Annotated in this window: 16 protein-coding genes; 4 read left to right on the top strand and 12 right to left on the bottom strand. The window is 48.2% G+C overall.

Annotation, left to right across the window (positions count from 1 at the left end):
• Positions 1 to 13: 13 nt before the first annotated feature.
• The 5 genes from yhaM to AC4EHJ_RS14915 all read right to left on the bottom strand — a co-directional run bounded on the left by yhaM (position 14) and on the right by AC4EHJ_RS14915 (position 7,262).
• Positions 14 to 955: a 3'-5' exoribonuclease YhaM gene (yhaM, locus tag AC4EHJ_RS14935; RefSeq protein WP_490976403.1), complete on the bottom strand. Its 942-nt coding sequence runs from the start codon at positions 953 to 955 to the stop codon at positions 14 to 16.
• Positions 952 to 3,783: an ATP-binding protein gene (locus AC4EHJ_RS14930; protein ID WP_490976402.1), complete on the bottom strand. Its 2,832-nt coding sequence runs from the start codon at positions 3,781 to 3,783 to the stop codon at positions 952 to 954. The genes yhaM and AC4EHJ_RS14930 overlap by 4 nt, the downstream gene beginning before the upstream one ends.
• A gap of 4 nt (positions 3,784 to 3,787) precedes the next feature.
• A complete protein-coding gene (locus AC4EHJ_RS14925; RefSeq protein WP_490976401.1) occupies positions 3,788 to 5,005 on the bottom strand; it encodes a metallophosphoesterase family protein in 1,218 nt (405 codons plus the stop codon).
• Positions 5,006 to 5,119: 114 nt separating this feature from the next.
• Positions 5,120 to 6,370: an ABC transporter permease gene (locus tag AC4EHJ_RS14920; protein ID WP_490976400.1), complete on the bottom strand. Its 1,251-nt coding sequence runs from the start codon at positions 6,368 to 6,370 to the stop codon at positions 5,120 to 5,122.
• On the bottom strand, positions 6,363 to 7,262 hold the full coding sequence (locus AC4EHJ_RS14915; RefSeq protein WP_490976399.1) for an ABC transporter ATP-binding protein: 900 nt from the start codon (positions 7,260 to 7,262) through the stop codon (positions 6,363 to 6,365). Before AC4EHJ_RS14915 ends, AC4EHJ_RS14920 begins: the two co-directional genes overlap by 8 nt.
• Before the next feature lie 123 nt (positions 7,263 to 7,385).
• On the opposite strand from AC4EHJ_RS14915, the gene AC4EHJ_RS14910 reads away from it, so the two are divergent.
• Positions 7,386 to 7,571, top strand: a complete 186-nt coding sequence (locus AC4EHJ_RS14910; RefSeq protein ID WP_490976398.1) for a YhzD family protein — start codon at positions 7,386 to 7,388, stop codon at positions 7,569 to 7,571.
• Positions 7,572 to 7,650: 79 nt separating this feature from the next.
• Here AC4EHJ_RS14910 and AC4EHJ_RS14905 read toward each other — a convergent pair whose 3' ends face one another.
• From AC4EHJ_RS14905 to AC4EHJ_RS14895, 3 genes are all read right to left on the bottom strand, one after another.
• Entirely contained in the window at positions 7,651 to 8,430 is a 780-nt protein-coding gene (locus tag AC4EHJ_RS14905; RefSeq protein WP_490976397.1) for an enoyl-CoA hydratase, read from the bottom strand.
• 119 nt (positions 8,431 to 8,549) lie between these two features.
• Positions 8,550 to 8,897 (bottom strand): YlbF family regulator, encoded by a 348-nt coding sequence (locus AC4EHJ_RS14900; protein ID WP_490976396.1) that lies wholly within the window; start codon positions 8,895 to 8,897, stop codon positions 8,550 to 8,552.
• Positions 8,898 to 8,913: 16 nt separating this feature from the next.
• Entirely contained in the window at positions 8,914 to 10,068 is a 1,155-nt protein-coding gene (locus tag AC4EHJ_RS14895; protein WP_490976565.1) for a DUF445 domain-containing protein, read from the bottom strand.
• A 73-nt stretch (positions 10,069 to 10,141) separates the two neighbouring features.
• Here AC4EHJ_RS14895 and AC4EHJ_RS14890 point away from each other — a divergent pair, with 73 nt between their 5' ends.
• Complete coding sequence (locus tag AC4EHJ_RS14890) at positions 10,142 to 10,345, top strand: YheE family protein (protein WP_135500959.1); 204 nt, start codon at positions 10,142 to 10,144, stop codon at positions 10,343 to 10,345.
• Positions 10,346 to 10,453: 108 nt separating this feature from the next.
• On the opposite strand, the gene AC4EHJ_RS14885 is transcribed toward AC4EHJ_RS14890, so the two are convergent.
• Both AC4EHJ_RS14885 and AC4EHJ_RS14880 read right to left on the bottom strand, forming a co-directional pair.
• On the bottom strand, positions 10,454 to 12,211 hold the full coding sequence (locus tag AC4EHJ_RS14885; protein WP_490976395.1) for an ABC transporter ATP-binding protein: 1,758 nt from the start codon (positions 12,209 to 12,211) through the stop codon (positions 10,454 to 10,456).
• Between the two features lie 2 nt (positions 12,212 to 12,213).
• Positions 12,214 to 13,950 carry an ABC transporter ATP-binding protein gene (locus tag AC4EHJ_RS14880; RefSeq protein WP_490976394.1) on the bottom strand — a complete coding sequence of 579 codons (1,737 nt, stop codon included), beginning with the start codon at positions 13,948 to 13,950 and terminating at the stop codon, positions 12,214 to 12,216.
• 581 nt (positions 13,951 to 14,531) lie between these two features.
• Between AC4EHJ_RS14880 and AC4EHJ_RS14875 the strand changes: the two genes are divergently transcribed.
• Both AC4EHJ_RS14875 and AC4EHJ_RS14870 read left to right on the top strand, forming a co-directional pair.
• Complete coding sequence (locus tag AC4EHJ_RS14875) at positions 14,532 to 15,068, top strand: universal stress protein (protein ID WP_490976393.1); 537 nt, start codon at positions 14,532 to 14,534, stop codon at positions 15,066 to 15,068.
• A gap of 176 nt (positions 15,069 to 15,244) precedes the next feature.
• Positions 15,245 to 15,679: a phosphatase gene (locus AC4EHJ_RS14870; RefSeq protein WP_490976392.1), complete on the top strand. Its 435-nt coding sequence runs from the start codon at positions 15,245 to 15,247 to the stop codon at positions 15,677 to 15,679.
• 32 nt (positions 15,680 to 15,711) lie between these two features.
• Here the strand turns inward: AC4EHJ_RS14870 and kynB are convergent, their stop codons facing one another.
• Together kynB and kynU are read right to left on the bottom strand one after the other, a co-directional pair.
• Positions 15,712 to 16,332 (bottom strand): arylformamidase, encoded by a 621-nt coding sequence (gene kynB / locus AC4EHJ_RS14865; protein ID WP_490976391.1) that lies wholly within the window; start codon positions 16,330 to 16,332, stop codon positions 15,712 to 15,714.
• Complete coding sequence (gene kynU, locus AC4EHJ_RS14860) at positions 16,333 to 17,586, bottom strand: kynureninase (RefSeq protein ID WP_490976390.1); 1,254 nt, start codon at positions 17,584 to 17,586, stop codon at positions 16,333 to 16,335.
• Between the last annotated feature and the right edge of the window lie 8 nt (positions 17,587 to 17,594).

Raw genomic sequence — 17,594 nt, 5'->3', positions numbered from 1 at the left:
GAATTGCTCTCTCCTAGTCGATGGTCGGCTTGTAGAAAGAACGATTATCCAGTGGAAACAGCCGCTCGGTGAATTCACCCTGCTTCGTTTTTTCAAGGGCGCGGTCAAGCATCATCATCTTCGCATCAATGTTATCGATATAATGGAGCATTTCCGCTTCTTTGATCATCGGTTTTTTGGGGCTTCCCCATTCTTCTTTGCCGTGATGCGACAATACCATATGCTGCAGCAGCAAAACTTCTTCACTGTCAATATCAAGCTCTTCAGCAGCTTTCTCGATTTCCGTCACCATGATCGAAATGTGGCCAAGCAGATTGCCTTTTAGGGTATACGTTGTTGCAATCGGTCCTGACAATTCGAAGACTTTTCCGATGTCGTGGAGGATGATGCCAGAATACAGCAAATCCTTATTTAAGCTTGGATAGATTCCCACAAGGGACTCCCCCAGCTTCAGCATTGAAACGACATGATCCGCCAGCCCTGACACGTAATCGTGGTGATTCCGAGTTGCAGCCGGGAATGTCAGGAATTGCTGCTGGTATTTCTTCAAGATATGGCGGGTGATCCGCTGAATATGCGGATTCTCCATTTTGAAAAGATACTGCATCACTTCCTCTAATAGCTCTTCCGTTGTTTTTGACGATGACGGCATAAGATCCGCAATCGACTGGTTCTCTTCAGGCTTTGCAGGCCGGATGCTTTTGATGCGCAATTGATTTTTGCCGCGGTAATTATGGATTTCTCCACCTACACGGACAATCGTCTCCGCAGCGAACACCTTCTCATGTTCGTCTTTTGTGTCCCAAAGCTTTGCTTCTATATCACCGCTCTTATCCTGCAGGACGAGCGACATAAACGGATTGCCGGTAGTGGTGACTCCTTTCACCGATTGTTTGATCAGTAAAAATTCATCGATTGTCTCTCCGACAGCACGTTGTGTAATTCCTTTTGTCATGAATGGACACTCCTTTCAATATCAGCCACCTCAATGATCGACGCATTCGGCCAACTTTCTTTCATCGTCTCGTGGCAAGTAAAATAAATGAATTGATGGTTTAGCTGCAACTCCGTTATTAAGTTTATCATGTGCTGAAGCCGCCGGCGATCAAAATGAACAAACGGATCGTCCATGATCACAGGAAAGGCATGGCTTTCGCGCATAGAAACGGCCAACGACAAGCGCAAAGAGACATATGCCTGCTCTTTTGTCGCCTGGCTTAGCTCAGCCACATGAAAACGCATACCGTCTTCCCTGACCGCTTCAAAAAAACCATCTGGATTCATTTCCAGGCTGCTGTAGGCATTGCCAGTCAGTTTTCTGAAATAGGCTTGTGCTGCTCCGATGACCGCAGGCAGTTTTTTATCCTTCAATTCGTCCATTGTCCGCCGGATTGCGGCGGTTATCGCTTTGTCTACTGACCAGCGTTTCGCAAGCTCGGCCAGCTCCACTTTCTTTTCTTCGAATTGCTGAAGTTTGTCCTCATACTCACCGTCTGACAACAGCGTTTTGGCCGACTGCAGCTTATCTGCTTTTTCGGCCAGCAATGCATGGCGCTCTTTTTTCAGTGCTGCAAGCCTAACTTCTAAGCTTTCAATGCGGCCATCTGCTGTGCTGTTGCCATTCATCTCACTGAAATCACCAAGGCTTGCCAATTGTGCTGCCAGAAAAGCCTGCTGCTTGCCAATTTCCTGAAGGCGTTCCCAATCGTCGCACAGGCCGTAGAATTGCTCCAAGTTTAAAGCGCCGGCCTCTCTCAGCAGGAGACTTTGCTCCTGCTCAATTTGTAAAGCGAGAGATTTGGCTTGTTTCAGCTCTATCTGCAGCCCTCTATTTTGCGCCAGCGATTTCGCCACGCTGTCATTATGGTCTTTGCGTGTGGAAAATTCCGTGCGAACTGCTTCATACAGGCCATCCGGCGCTAAGACTCTGCCGCAGGCAGCAGATGCTTCAGCAAGCCAATCTTCAGCTTCGGCCGTATGTTTTCTAATGTCGCTGCTAAGCCGTTCCGAAGCTGTTTGCAGCGCTTGTATTTCACGCAACGCGCCAAACAATTCTAAGACTGTTTTTCTTCCAGTCTCAGGATTGATGCCCATCTCCTGCAGAAACTCCTGATACCCCTCTTTTGCTGATTGTCCTTGAGGTGATTGGGCCAAAGTAGCAATTTTGCGCTTCGCTGCCTCCAAATTATCCAGTAAGCTGTCCAATTTCCTGTCGTATTGCGCTAATTTATCGATTAACGAATTAAACTCAGCCTCCCTGCCGCCATAAGCCGCTAGAACCTGTTGATAATCCGCTGGAAGTGTTTCGGTCCTCCTGCCTTTAAAGGCCATCCAAGCCCCTGCAACAGCCGCCAGTATGGAAATAGCGGATAATGGATAATTCTCTTGAAAAATTCCGATCAATGCACCTAAAAGCCCAAGTCCAATTATTACATACATGAGATTCTGTGGATTGCTGGATCCTTTAAGCTGCCGGGCCGCTTTTGCTTCTGCCAATTTCGGCCCAGCCGCCAACCACTCTTCCGCTTTCTTGCGCTCTTCTTCAGAAGGTTCGCTGGACAGAAAGAATTTTAATTCTTTCGCCGCTTCTTCCAGCTTCATTTTCTCTTCCGCTACTTTCCGGCTGTTGAACCGCTGTTCTTCTTCTTCCCGATCAGCTTGTTCAACAAAGGACAAGAGCCGCTCTTCATTGTTAAGCGAAACATCCGCTTGCAAAGCCTGCTCCAAATCCACGCCCGCCAGTAAAAGCAAGCGGCTTTGTTCATCTGCAATTTTGGCTATTTCCTGCTGTTTGTTGGCAAGTTCCGAACTCAGACGATGCCATCCGGATTCCTTTGCCAAAAGCCCTTCCAATTCTTCGATTCGTTTCTGCGTTTCGGGCTGATCCAAACCACGGGTGTACTGTTGTTCCAATGAGCCGATTTTAACTGCTGCTTCCGACAGCCTGTCTGACAGCCTGTCCATTCGACGGCGGCCATCCGGCGGAAAAACCGATGCCGACAATGTGCTTGCCTCCAGCTCCAGCGCTTGGCGCTTTTCCAGAAGCGGCATAGCCTGCAGCCAGCGTTCAGTGGATTTCAAAGCTCCATCAAGTTGGGCTTCTTCATCACTCATCTCATCTAGCTGTCGATCGATTTCCCGAACCCGTGCAACATAAGGTTCATATAATTCGATCCGCCGGCGATACTCTTTCAGTTCATTATCAAGCGCTTTGAGTTCATCGACCTTCAAGTTGATTTCAGGGTTGCGACCGCTTTTTTTGAAGACAACCGCCATTTCTTTTTCCAGGCGGCTCTCCATCCGAGCGATGGCGTCCATGCCAGTCGTTCCGGATGCCAGCAAAGTCCGGCTCAATTCTTCTTCGTTCATATTTTCAAGCCCTTGCAACTCATGTATGGAAAACGAGAATACCGACTCGAACGAAGTTCTGTCGTAATCCCGCAAAATCATTTTCAGTTCAGTTTCCGAACCGCGGCTGCCATCTTCGAAATAGAGCGTTACGTCCCCCGCTGCTTTCCCTTTCACGCGTTCAATAATCACCCGCCCGAAATCTGGATCCGCTATATGCAATTGTCCGCCATATTTCCCGCCATTTTTCGGTTCATAGCGCCGCAGGTTCTGATTTTTAGATGGATAGCCGAATAAGGTCTGGATAATGAATTGTTGGATGGTGGTTTTACCCGCTTCGTTCGTGCCGTATATGATTGACAGTTCGGGGTCCAAGATGATTTCGCGGTCCTGGTGTTTGCCGAAGCCGTAGATGATCAATTTTTCGATTTTCATCCCTTCACCCTCCGATTCCGATGCCGCGGCGAATTTTTTCGGCGGCGGCTGCCTTGATATCAAGGGCTGCTGTTTCTCCAAGCGGCTCCAAATAACGGCTGCCTTTTGGATGGCGGTATAAATCCTTCAGTACTTCCTTCCAGTCCTGCAATTGCCAGGAATCCATCATGGAAATTATTTCTTCCGCAAGCGGCGACAGTTCTGCATCCCCACTTTCTTTTTCAGCCCATACCCCTTGCACCAGCATAAATGCATCCATTGTTTCCAGCGATTCCCGCACGGCTTCGAGCAGCTCTTCTTCCGGAATGCCAAGAACCAGCTCCCGCGCTTCCGCATCCAAGTTGATGAATTTCAATTTCACCGCACTCGGCCCGAAGCGTTCCGCGAAATCCTGGGCACCGCTAGCACAGACATCCAACAGCTCGTTCATGTGCATCACACCGCTGCAGTCCACTGTGAGTTCGTCAAATTGCAGAACCGACGATTGGACAAATGTCAGCTGTGCGGAAGTTTTCGACAGCTCGACATCGTAAAAGCCTTTTGCTCCAGCTTCTCCTCGGTGCCGTCCCTGAATGTTTCCTGGATAGACGATCGGGGGTTCGTCATGGAGCTGCTGGCGCAGATGGATATGGCCGAGCGCCCAGTAATCGTAATTTTTCTCAAGGAGCTGCTGTTTCGTAAACGGGGCATAGACGGCATGTGCTTTCTCGCCTTCCAAGCTGCCATGAAGCATGCCGATATGAAACCCATCCTCTCCACTTGCAGCAGGATACGCCTTTACCATTGACTCTCTAATGTGGCGTTCACCATAGCTGAATCCTGTAACAGCGACTTCAATGCCGCGGATATCCAATTTGATTTGCGACACTTCCGCACCGAACGAATGGACATTATCCGGCAGTTCGAAACGCGTCCAGCTGCCGCTCAAATGATCGTGGTTGCCATGGCACAGGATGACAGGAATTCCGGCTTTGCCAAGCCCTTCCATGCCTTGCTGGAAACGGTGCTGCGCCCGCAGGCTCCGGTCTTCCCCGTCATAGATATCACCCGCAATCAGGACGAAATCCGGCTGCTGCTCGAGTGCATAAGAAATCAGCCGATCAAACGCCTCTAGCGTACTGTCTTTGAGCTTTTGCCATTGTTCTTTCTGCAGCCCTTTTAACCCGGTGAACGGGCTGCCAAGATGCAGATCTGCCGCGTGGATGAAACGAATCCCTTTCATAAATCAAGCTCCTTCGAAAACCGAATATTTGTTCTTATTTTACCATGTTGGCGAATAAAAAAAAACCACCAGCCGAAAAGATCGGCTGGTGGTCGGCGCACGGACTGCGCAAAGTTATTTATTGTCCCCTAAACGAATCGCTTTGCGGATGTCTTTCAACGATTGCGACGGGCCGTACATGAGAACGCCGCCTCTGTAGACACGCGCGCCGATTGTGCCCAATATGCCAATTGTCACAAGCATTATGGCGATTGACAACAGTGGCTCCCATAACGGGATATCAAGCATGCCGACCCGCAGGAACATGACAAGCGGTGCAAAAAATGGGATATAAGACGCCACCGTGACATATGTCGCTTCAGGCATCGCGATGCCTGAAAAGGCGATGAAAGAAGCGATAATGACCAAAAACATCATCGGCAGCATCAATTGCTGCACATCTTCCGTCCGGCTGACCATCGATCCGAGCAATGCCGCAAGCACTGCGTACAGAAAGTATCCAAGCAGGAAAAACAGGAATGCGAACAAGAATGTGCTGACTTTAAGGTCCGAAAAGCCGAATACTCCGGAAATACCGCCTGCTAGATCGGTGCCGGCGGATTTGATGGCAAAAAAGCCGGCTGTCCCGAAAATGAGCATCTGCAATATTCCGAGCATGCCAATCCCCGCGATTTTCGCAAACATATGCTTTACCGGTGAGACGCTCGAAATCAGGATTTCCATGACACGCGACGATTTTTCATTCGCCACTTCCATTGCTATCATGTTCGGGTAATAGATGACGGCAACATAAATGAGCAGAATCAGAACATACACGAGCCCCCGTGCTTGGTTTAACTCTTCTTCAGACTTTGAAGAGACGGCCACTGCTTCACGCTCAAACGGTGCCGGCGAAAATAATTGACCGACTTCACTCTGGCTAAGGCCGATTTTGTCAGCAGCCAATACCATCTGCATCGATTGCACAGCTTGTTCCACATCCGCACTGCTGCCCATGCCGTTAGCCGATTCGGTCACATAGCGAGCGGTCAACCCTTGCGCTTGCGAGAGTTCGATATACGCTTCAATTGTTCCTTCCAAGATGCCTTCCCTCAATTCCGGCTCCGACATCTCGGTCGGCATTGCCTGGACGGGACTGTTGACAGCGGCCAATTGCTCCTGCAGCAGAGGCGTTAACTGCCCCGATTCATCTAAAACATAGAGCACATCTGCTTCTTCGCTGCTGCCATCCAAAAGGCCGATGATGTTCGATAAATTCGCCAACAGGAAAAACGAAGCGGCGACAATTACTGTCGTGGCAATGAACGATTTCGTTCTCGCCTTTGTCAGAAAAGCCTGCTTGAAGATAATCCAGAAACTATGCATTTGCTTTCCCTACTTTCGCAACGAAAATTTCTTCCAAGGTCGGTTCCTCGATGGCAAAATGGCGCAGGTTTCCCAGCTTCATTGAAGCGGCAAGCAGCGTTTGCGCTATCGCTTCGTCGCCGATTCTGAATACTGCCCCGTCGTGCGTCTTGGTGAATGCCTCTACCCCAGCAATTTCCTTCAAGCCGGTTAAATCCTGATCCATTTTGATGCGGACGTTATGCTTGCCGAATGAACGTTTAGCATCGCGGATCGATCCGCTAAGAATAACTTTTCCGCGGTCGAGTATGCTCATGTCATCGCATAATTCCTCAACATGGTCCATGCGGTGGCTGGAAAATACGATTGTCGCCCCTTGCTGTTGGAAATCCAGAATCGCCGACTTCAACATGCCGACATTGACCGGATCCAAGCCGGAAAAAGGTTCATCCAGTATCAGCAGCGATGGCCTATGTATCAACGAAGCTATCAATTGAATTTTTTGCTGATTGCCTTTTGACAGCTCTTCCACTTTTTTTGATGCGTAATGCGGCACTTCAAAGCGCTCAAGCCATTTATGTACTTCGCGTTTTGCGTCCGCAGCGGGCATCTTGCGCAGCTGGGCTAAATAGACAAGCTGTTCTTCCACCCGCATTTTCGGATACAGCCCCCGTTCTTCAGGCAAATAGCCGATTTCAGGACTATTCGCGTATGTAATCGGCTTGCCGTTCCAAGTCACCGTTCCGTGTGTCTGGTTAAGTAGCCCTAAAATCATTCGGAAAGTGGTCGTCTTCCCTGCGCCGTTCGCGCCCAGAAATCCGTACATCTGGCCTCTTTCAACTTGCAGCGATAAATTGTCCACTGCTGTAAAATCCCCGAATTTCTTTGTGGCATTTTCCACTTTTAACGCCATCGCCCATTCCCCCTTTTCTTTTCTATACGAAGCTATCGTTGAAATGTTTCAAAATCAGGGACATTTTCCGGCAAAACCGATATACTGAAAAATGAACAACCATTCAGAAGGAGTTGTCCATGCATGCGAACTTATAAATTGACTGCCTACGAAAAAAACGGGGAATTGATCACTGAAGAAACTTTCACTGCTGAAAATGACAGCCAGGCAAAAGAAAAAGGCCAAGCGCTTCTGGAAGAAAAATCACTTCTAGAAAAAACGCATCGCCTTGCTTCTCCAGCCGGCAAATTATTATTGTTCCATTCTTAAGTCCAAAAGGTGCAACGGGGATTCCCAGTTGCACCTTTTGTCGTTTGTTGAGAAGTTTTCTATATTCTTTTCATTTCGCTTATTTCCCTTGGAACTCAGGTTTCCGTTTTTCAACAAATGCTTGGATGCCTTCGAGATGGTCGGTGCTCTTGCGCATCGCCGACTGGGCAGCTGCTTCTAGCTGGAGTACTTTTTCTAATTCCCCGACTTTCAATTGGTGCAGGATATGCTTTGTTGCCAGTTTCGCTTTAACGGGCGAAGCCAGCGTTTGCTCAACATAAGCTTTTGCGTATTCCATTGAGCGGCCTTCAGCGGTCACTTCATCGATGATACCTTTTGCCAGCGCATCATGCGCTTTCAGGATTTGGCCAGCCCAGATCATTTGCTGAGCTTTTGGTGAACCGACACGCTCTTTCATGAAGAAATGCCCGCCGCCGTCCGGTACCAGCCCAATGCCGATAAAGTTCATTGCCAATTTGCTGTTTTCTTCAGCGATGATGTGATCGCATGCTAAGGCGATGCTAAAGGCAAGGCCGGCTGAAGCGCCATGGATAGCGGCAACGGTAATTTGCGGCAGTGTATAAAGCGCTTTCGCCAATCGGCTAACGTCCACCATGACGCTGTCGATGTCCATCGGATTTTCCGGATCCATCATTTCCTTGATATCTCCGCCGGCTGAAAATGCCTTGCCCTCGCCATGGATCACCAACACTTGGAGCGTAGAGTCGTGATGAAGGGATTCAAAGCATTCTGCAAGTTCGTTCATCATCGTTCCGTTCATCGCGTTCATTGCTTGTGGACGGTTCAGCTTTAAATAGCCGGTACGGCCTTGTTTCGTTATTTCTATTGTTTCAAACATACAAAAAGACACCCTTTCGCAAAAATGAATTGTGATTCATCTTTACGTATTCGGTGTCTTCTTGTGAAATCCCTTTTTTGGGGGCGAAGTTAATGGAAATTGCCGCCACTTGGAAGGAATTACATGGATTCGTATAGAGATTGAACTGGTTTGATCAAAACGCGGTTAACTTCGTCGATGATCTGGCTAAGGCCCATTTCTGCTTCAAGCATTGCCAAGATTTTCGGGTTTTCCTGTGCCGCAACTGCTGTAGCTTGTGCATCCATCATTTCCTGCTCTGTAATTTCTTCACCTTGAGCCTGCTTTTGCTGAAGCGTGATCTGCAAGTCGCGGAAGCTCTTGAACAATTCGTTGGAGTCGCTGTCTGAAGATACGGCTTCAACCGCTTGTTTCAATTTTTCGTATTCCTCTGTGCTGCGGAAAGTGCTTTCCAATTTGTTGATATCGTCATAGATGTTGACTGTCATCATCATTCTCCTCTGTTTAAATATTCAGCCCTATGGCCACAAGCCCTTGGACCAAACCGATCAGTCCACCAAGGAATGCACCCAGAACCGTTATCATTTTCAACTCGCGCCGGGAAATGCCGAGTACAAGCTCTTCCAGCCGAATGAGTTCAAATGAATCGACTTGCTCTTTCACCATGCTTTCGATGTTGATTTTGCGCAAGGCTTCTTCCAATCTCACTTCCCCTTGCTGAAAAATAAATTCAGCAACAAGCGGTGTGAGGTGTTTCCCTGTCCATTCTAACCCGGTTGGCCAAGTCTGTGCAAGCGTCGCATCTAGACGCCCATTGATATTGGCTGTTTCGCGTACATATTGCTTTACCGAATCGAGTGTCGGGTTGAAATCGAATTCTTTCAGCAGGTCATCGGCTTTTTTATCCTGCAGCTTCTCCCATTCCCCGTGAGCCAGCGAAGTCACCAGTTCAAAGGTTTTTGGAGAGTTAAGGAATTTGACGATCTCGGGCTGGATGCGATCGACAATCGGCCTCGATTCACCGAGCAGCGATTGCAGCATATTGCCAAAGCGCCCACGGGATGCCAGAAATTCTTCAAAGAACGTTTTGATGGTCTGACGGCCTTGGAACGACACAAAATAATCGGTTGCCCGGTCGATGCCGTATTTGACGCCGTGGATAATTTTCACATCGGCTTCCGCTTTCCAATTTTCAGGCATCAGCTCTCGAATCGTTTTTCCTTCGATATACGTGCGGACCGATTCCGCCTGGCGGTCCACCAATTCATCCAGTTTCGACTCGATCTTTATATCGATGTCTTGCTGATTTGCGACTTCCAGCCAATCTTTAAATGAACGCGAAGATTGGAAAACGTGGGTTTTAAGCTGCCGTTGGATCCATCCCTCTGTTCGAATCTGCATTTCTTCATTTAAAAACCGTTTTTTGAAAGTTTCCGGCGTCAACAGGTGATCGACGATCGTACGCCCTAATTGAGTGGATAATTCATCACGCCGTTTCGGGATTAATCCCGGCGTCAGCGGCACACGCCATGTGCCGATGTAAATCGCTTTATACGGGCGGAAAAGCATTTTGATGGCGATAAAGTTGGTGACACCGCCAATCAAAGCCCCGATGATTGCCATGAAGACCAGCGTAAGTATTATGTTCAATCTCTTCACTCTTTTCTTTTTCTTCTTTGTCAATCCGATTCCATCCCTTTATACTATAGAAGAGACGCAAAGGGGGATATCTATGCTTCAGCATTTTAAATTCAAACCAATGTTCGAAAATGCCCAGCTTCCTGGCTGGAACATTTCCTTCTTCTATAAAAGTGAACGCATCGCGGGCGAATACCATCCTGATGGAAAAATCGCTTGGCTGACGGATCCGCCGCAGGACGAGGAGTCCGTGAAGACGATGATCCATGAACTGATGCTCTTCCATGTATACGATTGAAACGCCGGAAAAGTTCCGGCGTTTTTTTCTTCCCGCTTTTTCATTATAGGTAACACCACCGTTTTTTAACAGCAATAGCAATTCAACAAAAAAAGGGAAATGCCCCTTCTACCCGACTTGCTGGGCAGGAGACATTCCCGATTGAATTTTATACATCTGGTGGTACTGACCGCCAAGTTTCATCAATTCCTCATGGGAACCCATTTCGGCGATTTCACCGTGGTCGAGGACCAGGATGCGGTCGGCGTTTTTAATCGTCGACAGCCGATGGGCGATGATGAACGTCGTACGGCCTTTTTTCAATACATTCATCGCGTGTTGGATGATTTCTTCTGTTTCCGTATCAATGTTTGAAGTCGCTTCATCCAAAATCAGGATCGCCGGATCGAATGCTAAGGCCCGGGCGAACGACACCAATTGGCGCTGTCCAGATGACAAGGTGCTGCCTTTTTCGACAACCCGCTCGTCAATACCATTTGGCAAATGCTTCAGCACGCGTTCGCCTCCAACCGCGTCGAGTGCGTCTTCCACCATTTTGCGCGTGATCCGTTCGTCACCAAGCGACACGTTCGTCTCGATCGTCCCTGTGAACAAGTACGGATCCTGAAGCACGATGCCCATATGTTGGCGGACCGACTGGCGCGTCATATCGTTGATATTGATGCCGTCGATCGTAATCCTTCCTTTGGACACATCGTAGAACCGCAGCAGCAAGTTCATGATAGAGCTTTTGCCGGAACCCGTATGGCCGACAAGTGCAACAGTCTCCCCTTGTTTCGCTTCAAAATCAATGTTTTTCAGCACATATTCTTCAGCGTCATAAGCGAACCAGACATCCTCAAAGCGTACGTTGCCTCTGTATCGTGCAACCTTTGCATCGCTGACGGGCTCGCCTTCCAAGTCAAGCAGGCGGAAAACCCGCTCAGCCGCAACAAGTGCTTGTTCCAAGCGCGAAAACTGGTTGACGATGCCGCTGATCGGATTGAATAAGCGGATGATATAATCGATGAACGCGTAAAGGACACCGACTGTCACGACGCCTTCCCCAGTAATTGAACCGCTTCCGAAATAAGCGATGAACAAAATGAATATCAATGCGCGCAAGACGCCCACCATATTATGCGAAGCGGCTGCCTCAAGCACCAGCAGTTTTTGCTGGAACTGATAATGCTTATTATTCATTTCTTCGAATTCCGCTTCCATATTTTTTTCATTTCGGAAAGCCTGGATGATCGTCATCCCTTGAATCGACTCATTGATCATGGCATTCATATCACTCAATTTTTCACGGACGACATGATTGTAACGAGCCGCGTATTTGCGGTAAATGAGCATCCAGCCGTAAAGCATCGGAATGAGCACGAGCATGATAGCTGCAAGCTTCCAATCGAGGTAGAACAATGCCGCGTAGATTCCCATCATATACATAAAACTCGTCGCAAATTGCGAGAATACGGTAAAGAATAATTCCCGGATCGCTTCTGTATCATTCGTGATGCGCGACACAACTTTGCCGGCTGGCAAATTGTCGAAATAACGGATCGGCAATGTCTGGACATGGCCATAAACGTCATTGCGCATTTTTTTGATGATGCTGTTCGCTCCTTTTTGCAGAAAGATGAATTGGAGGTAGCGGAATATTGCCGCCACAATTCCGAATGCAAGGAAAATCACCAATAAATATGCAATCGGTTCGAAATTCACAGCACCTCCTTGCATAGGCGCGATATGTTCATCGATTATTTCTTTGGCGATAAGCGGAGCAGCAAGGTCCGCCGCAACCGCAATCGCCAGGAGCACAAGCCCCCAAATCAACATCCCTTTAAAATCTAGGGCGTAATGGACTAATCTTTTTCCTGTCCCCATGATTACACCTCCTCAATCTGCTGGCGAAGGTGTTGTTCGTGGAACCAACCGCCTGCTTTCAGCAGATCCTCATGAGTTCCTTCTTCAATGATTTTTCCTTCATCAAGCACCACAATCCAATCGGCATGCTGCACAGCAGAAAGCCTGTGCGTCGTGATGATTGTGGTTTTGCCGGAACGTTCGTTCTGAATATTTTCTATGATTTTCGCTTCCGTCTTCGCATCGACTGCAGAAAGGGAATCGTCTAGAATGAGAATTTCCGGCTTTTTGATCAATGCCCGCGCAATCGAAATCCGCTGTTTCTGGCCGCCAGACAACGCGACGCCTTTTTCACCAACCATCGTTTCCAAACCGTTTGGCAGTTTCGCCAGATCCGACTCGAAATGTGCGACGCGAATCGCTTCTTGGATGTCTTCATCTGTGGCATCTCTCTTGCCGAACAGGATATTGTCGCGCACCGAACGGGAAAATAGCACATGGTCCTGTGGGACATAGCCAATCCAGCTGCGCAGCTGGTCTTTCGGCAGCTCCGCCAGGTCGATGCCGTCCATAAGGACTGCCCCTTCGCCCGCAGGGTATTCACGCAGCAATTGTTTGACGAACGTCGTTTTCCCGCTGCCCGTCTTGCCGACGATGCCCAGCGTTTGCCCGCTGTTCAACGACAAATTGATGCCTTGCAAGTTGATGGAGCTCGACTGCGGATACGTAAAGCTGAATTCCCGGAAACTTATTCGGCTTGGCGACTCCAGCGTTTTCGGATGCAGCGCTTCGGCGACATCCTCTTTATGGCTGAGTGTTTCATCAACCCGGTCAAGCGAAGCATTGCCGCGCTGCAGAATGTTGATCATTTCACCGATAGCGAACATTGGCCAGACGATCATACCCAAATATACATTGAACGCGACCAGGTCGCCTAATGTCATCGTTCCTTCCGCAACAAGGAATGCCCCATAGCCCAGACCGATCATAAAGCTGATCGTCGTCAGTACCTTCGTAACCGGAGCGAATAATGCATCAATCCGTTCAACGGCCATGTATTTTTCGTAGACATCATTTGTCATGTCGGAAAACCCTTTTTCGGATTTCCGTTCTTGCACATATGCTCGGATGACCCGCACTCCGCCGATTGACTCAAGTACGCTGTCATTCATATCGCCGAACGCATCTTGTGCAGCCGTGTAGCGGGCATGGATTTTCTTGCCCAGCACTTGCACGATGATGGCCAGGATCGGCAGCGGGATCAACGCCATGAACGTCAATTCCCACGATACGAGCATTCCCATCGCGACAATGATGGTGGCCATATAAAGCGTTGAGTCGACAAGCGTCAAAATGCCGAAGCCGGCGGTTTCCGAGATTGCGCGCAAATCATTCGTTGCCCGCGCCATTAAGTCGCCCGTCCGATTTTTTTCATAGAACGTCGGGGTCATCTTCATGAAATGGCCCATCAGGCTCGAGCGGAGTTGACGCTCAATGACATAAGCCCCTCCAAACAACTGGTATTGCCAGACAAAATTCGTTATATAAGCAAGCACCATCGATGCCGCCAATACCCCTACATACTGCCACAGCAAAAGCGAAGTCATTTCTTCTTGCGCGATGGCGTCGATAGCCAGCCCGATAAGCCATGGCGGAATGATTTCCAGCACGTTTGCGACCATCAGCAGCCCTACGGCAATGCTGTAGCGAATCCAATTCTCTTTAAAAAACCATCTTAATTTCCATAAAACACTGAACATCTTTTATTCCCACTTTCGTTTTCTGTCTTTCGCTAGTCGCCTTCAAGCGATTCCTTGATCATGATTTTCCGTTTTTGAAGCTTTCTCATCTTCATTCTCCCCTTCTCGTTTTGTTTGATTTACCAGTGTCCCGATAACGGATTTTCACTATCCGCCTGGAATGGCAAAACTGCGTTATTTATTTGAACAGCCAAAGGCTGACCAAACCACTCGTGAAAAATTCAAAAATTTCCCAGTACTTGTGCATAAAAAAACGCGCACCCATTTTCAAGGTGCGCGTGCACGAAAAAAAGGCAAGTCCGCAGACCCGCCTTAACTAATTCTAGTCACGAAATAAATTCAAAGACTGATTACAAGGAGGCCTGGCAACAATATGAAATTGGCTGGAAACACGCGAATTGACTTTTTCATTGCCGTAACCTCCTTTTCCTTTGATTTGGTAATTCAAGAGTACCACTGCCATTTTTGAATTGTCAACGTTTTTCGAATAAATACTATATTTTGTCAAAGTGGAATGTTTCATCGAGCGCTTGGAGGGTAATTTAGTACTAATAAATTATATTTGAACGGAGATGGTATTGATGTTTCACAATATTGCTGTAGCTTACGATGGTTCAGAAGGAAGCAAAATGGCACTCGAACAAGCGCTTAAACTTCTGGAAGCGATGCCCGATGCCAAGTTAAATGTCATTTACGTCAACGAAGAATACCATGACAATTTCAGGGCGACTCGGATCGGCGATGTTTCCCCAAGAGTCGTTTCGGCCAACGTGGATAGCACATATGCTCAATACATGCCGCCCGAAATCGGCGAAAATGATTATCGTGCGCCGAGCGATTTGAAACGCCCTGATGATTTCGAAGACTCGGCTACGGAATATTCTAAGTATATGCACAGTTCTATCCAGCAGCAACTTGATGCAAAAGGTGTGAAAGCGAATGTTTTGGCACTTGAAGGCAGTGCCAGCAAAATGATTCCCGCCTATATCGATGAACAAAATGTCGATCTATTGGTTGTTGGAAACAGTGGGAAATCTGGGCTGCAAAAATTTTTCGTCGGATCAGTCAGCAAACGTTTGTTGAAAGATTCGCCGTGCTCTGTTTTAGTTATCAAATAATTATTACTCCGTGAATCCAGAGGTAGGCACTTCCTCTTACTTCGCGGTTTTTTTATGGGAATAATAATATTTCATCCACGAAATCGTCATAAATTTATCAGTTTAACGCCATTTCAGTTGGGTAAACATTACTAAGAATTAAAATACTGTAATGCAAAGGAAGAAGGGAAGCAGCTATGTCAAAACATACCGTATATTTTCTGGACTCGCACCAGCACCTCGGTCTCATGGCTGAAATTTGGGCGAATCGCCTGGAACTTCCTGACTGGGACATCCGGAGCGCTGCGTGGGGCCAGCCACAATTCAATGAAACGCCGTTTCAAGTGATGAAAGAAGTTATGTTGGACATACCAGAAGTCCGACCGCGTTCTTACAATCCGAAAGAAGTAAGCGAAGCTGATTTGATCATCGCCTTGCACGATGGTGATATGGAAAGTGCCGATATTCCGTCGGATCTTCCTGCTCAAAAGCTGCTTATATGGGACATCCGCAATCCCGAACTGCGCACTTCCGATGAACATGAACAATGGGCTCTCTACCAGGAAATCTGCGATGAAATCGCCATTAATATAAAAAATTTAGAACCTTATTTCCGTTCTAATTATATGTAAAACCCGCCTCTTTTAAAAAGAGACGGGTTTTTTTATGTGTATAAAACTGCGCGGACCGGGCTTCCATCCGCTCCTGTAATTTTTAGCGGTAAAGCTGCCAACTGATAAACACCTGCAGGAACGCCGTCCAATACGATGCCCTCCAGAATAAAGCGCTCATTGCGGTTCATAGCCTGGTGCATCGGCAAATCTTTGCTGGTCTGCGGGTCCACCGAAGGAACATCGACGCCAAGGAGGCGAATCCCTTTGCCGGCCATCCATTCCGCAATTGATGTGTCGAACTTCGGCCAAGAACTTGGGAATGTTGTCCGGTCCTGCCATGCCGCTGTATGCAGCAGCACAGCTTCCACCCCTTCTTCTATTTCCGGAAGATTTTCCGCCGATACATTCTGAAATTCCGCTACATTCACCACCTGGGCTTTCGTCAAATAGATATCCAGCGGCAATTCATTCACTTTCAATCCATTCTCATCATAGTGGAAAGGGGCATCAATGTGCGTGCCCATATGCGTGCTCGTTGACAATTCACCGATATTCACCGAGCCGCTTTGTTCTTGTGTTACTGATAGGCGGAAATTGAATGGCACGTCTCCTGGCCATTCCGGCGTCTGCGCATTCAATGCCATGGAAATATCAAAAATCTTTTTTGCCATTTACGCCACCACGTTTCTGTCGTTGCTGAAGTTTTTATAGACTTCATTGTCCATGATGGCCTTCAAACGCCCCACCACTTTTTCAACATCGCTGTAAGACGTGTAAAGTGCTACCGGCGCCAGTCGGATAATGTTCGGCGCACGGAAATCAGGAACAACGCCAGCTTCTTTCAAAGCCTTGCAGATGCGTGCCGCCTCTTCATGCGCCAATGCTATATGGCCGCCGCGTCCAGCGTCTTCAACAGGCGTCACATCTTTCAGCGACGGAATTTCTTGGGCAATCAAATCACGAAGCAACCCAGTCAAAGCAAGCGATTTTTCCCGCACCGCTCCAATGCCGGCTTCTTCGAAAATTTCGATGCTGCCAAGCAAAGGCGCCATGCTGAAAATATTCGGCGTCCCGATCTGATAGGCACCGGCCCCTTCCGCTTTCGAAAATGAATGGTCCATATCGAATTGCTTTGCCTTATCCGAACCGAACCAGCCGGCGTTGCCTGGAAGCAACTGGTGGTGGCGTTCATGGATGTACAATCCGCCTGTGCCGCCCGGACCTGAATTCATATATTTATAATGGCACCATACTGCAAAATCGACACCGCAGTCATGCAGTTCATGAGGCAAAGCCCCGATGGAGTGGGCCAAATCAAATCCCACTAAAATTCCTTTTTCATGCGCGGCTTCCGTAATTTCCCGGATCGGCAGCAATTGCCCGCTGCGGTAAAGGACCGATGGCAGCATAATAATCGCCACTTCATCAGTCAATTCATCAATAATGTCCTGCAACTCCAATGTGTAACCGTCGCGGCTCCGCACTTTTTTCATGCATGTTTCCGGATCTAGCCCGCGCAGGCGCAGATGGCTTTCCACCGCGTAAATATCCGACGGAAAATTCAATTCGTCCACTACAATCGCGAAGCGGTTTCTGCTCGGCTGAAAAATGGTGGACAGCATCTGGTGGATATTCGATGTAATCGATCCCGTCACCATCACTTCATGCGGCTTTGCGCCAACCAAAGAAGCGATGCGGGCACTCAGGTTTTCCGCCATCGTAAACCATGGGTCATTTCCTTCCGTCCAGCCATCGATGCCGTGAATTTTCCAGCTTTCCGCGACCTCCAGCAATTTAGCTTCTGCACGTTTCGACATCAATCCGAGTGAATTGCCGTCCATGTATATTTGGTTTTCTGTCTGGTAAAATTCTTTTTTGAAACGCGCCAGCGAATCCATTTCATCCCACTGTTTTGCAGCCGACATGATTTTTC

The sequence above is a fragment of the Planococcus sp. TJ-301 genome (assembly GCF_058268475.1).
The sequence above is the reverse complement of the archived record's forward strand: the minus strand, read 5'-3'. Positions and strand labels throughout refer to the sequence as shown.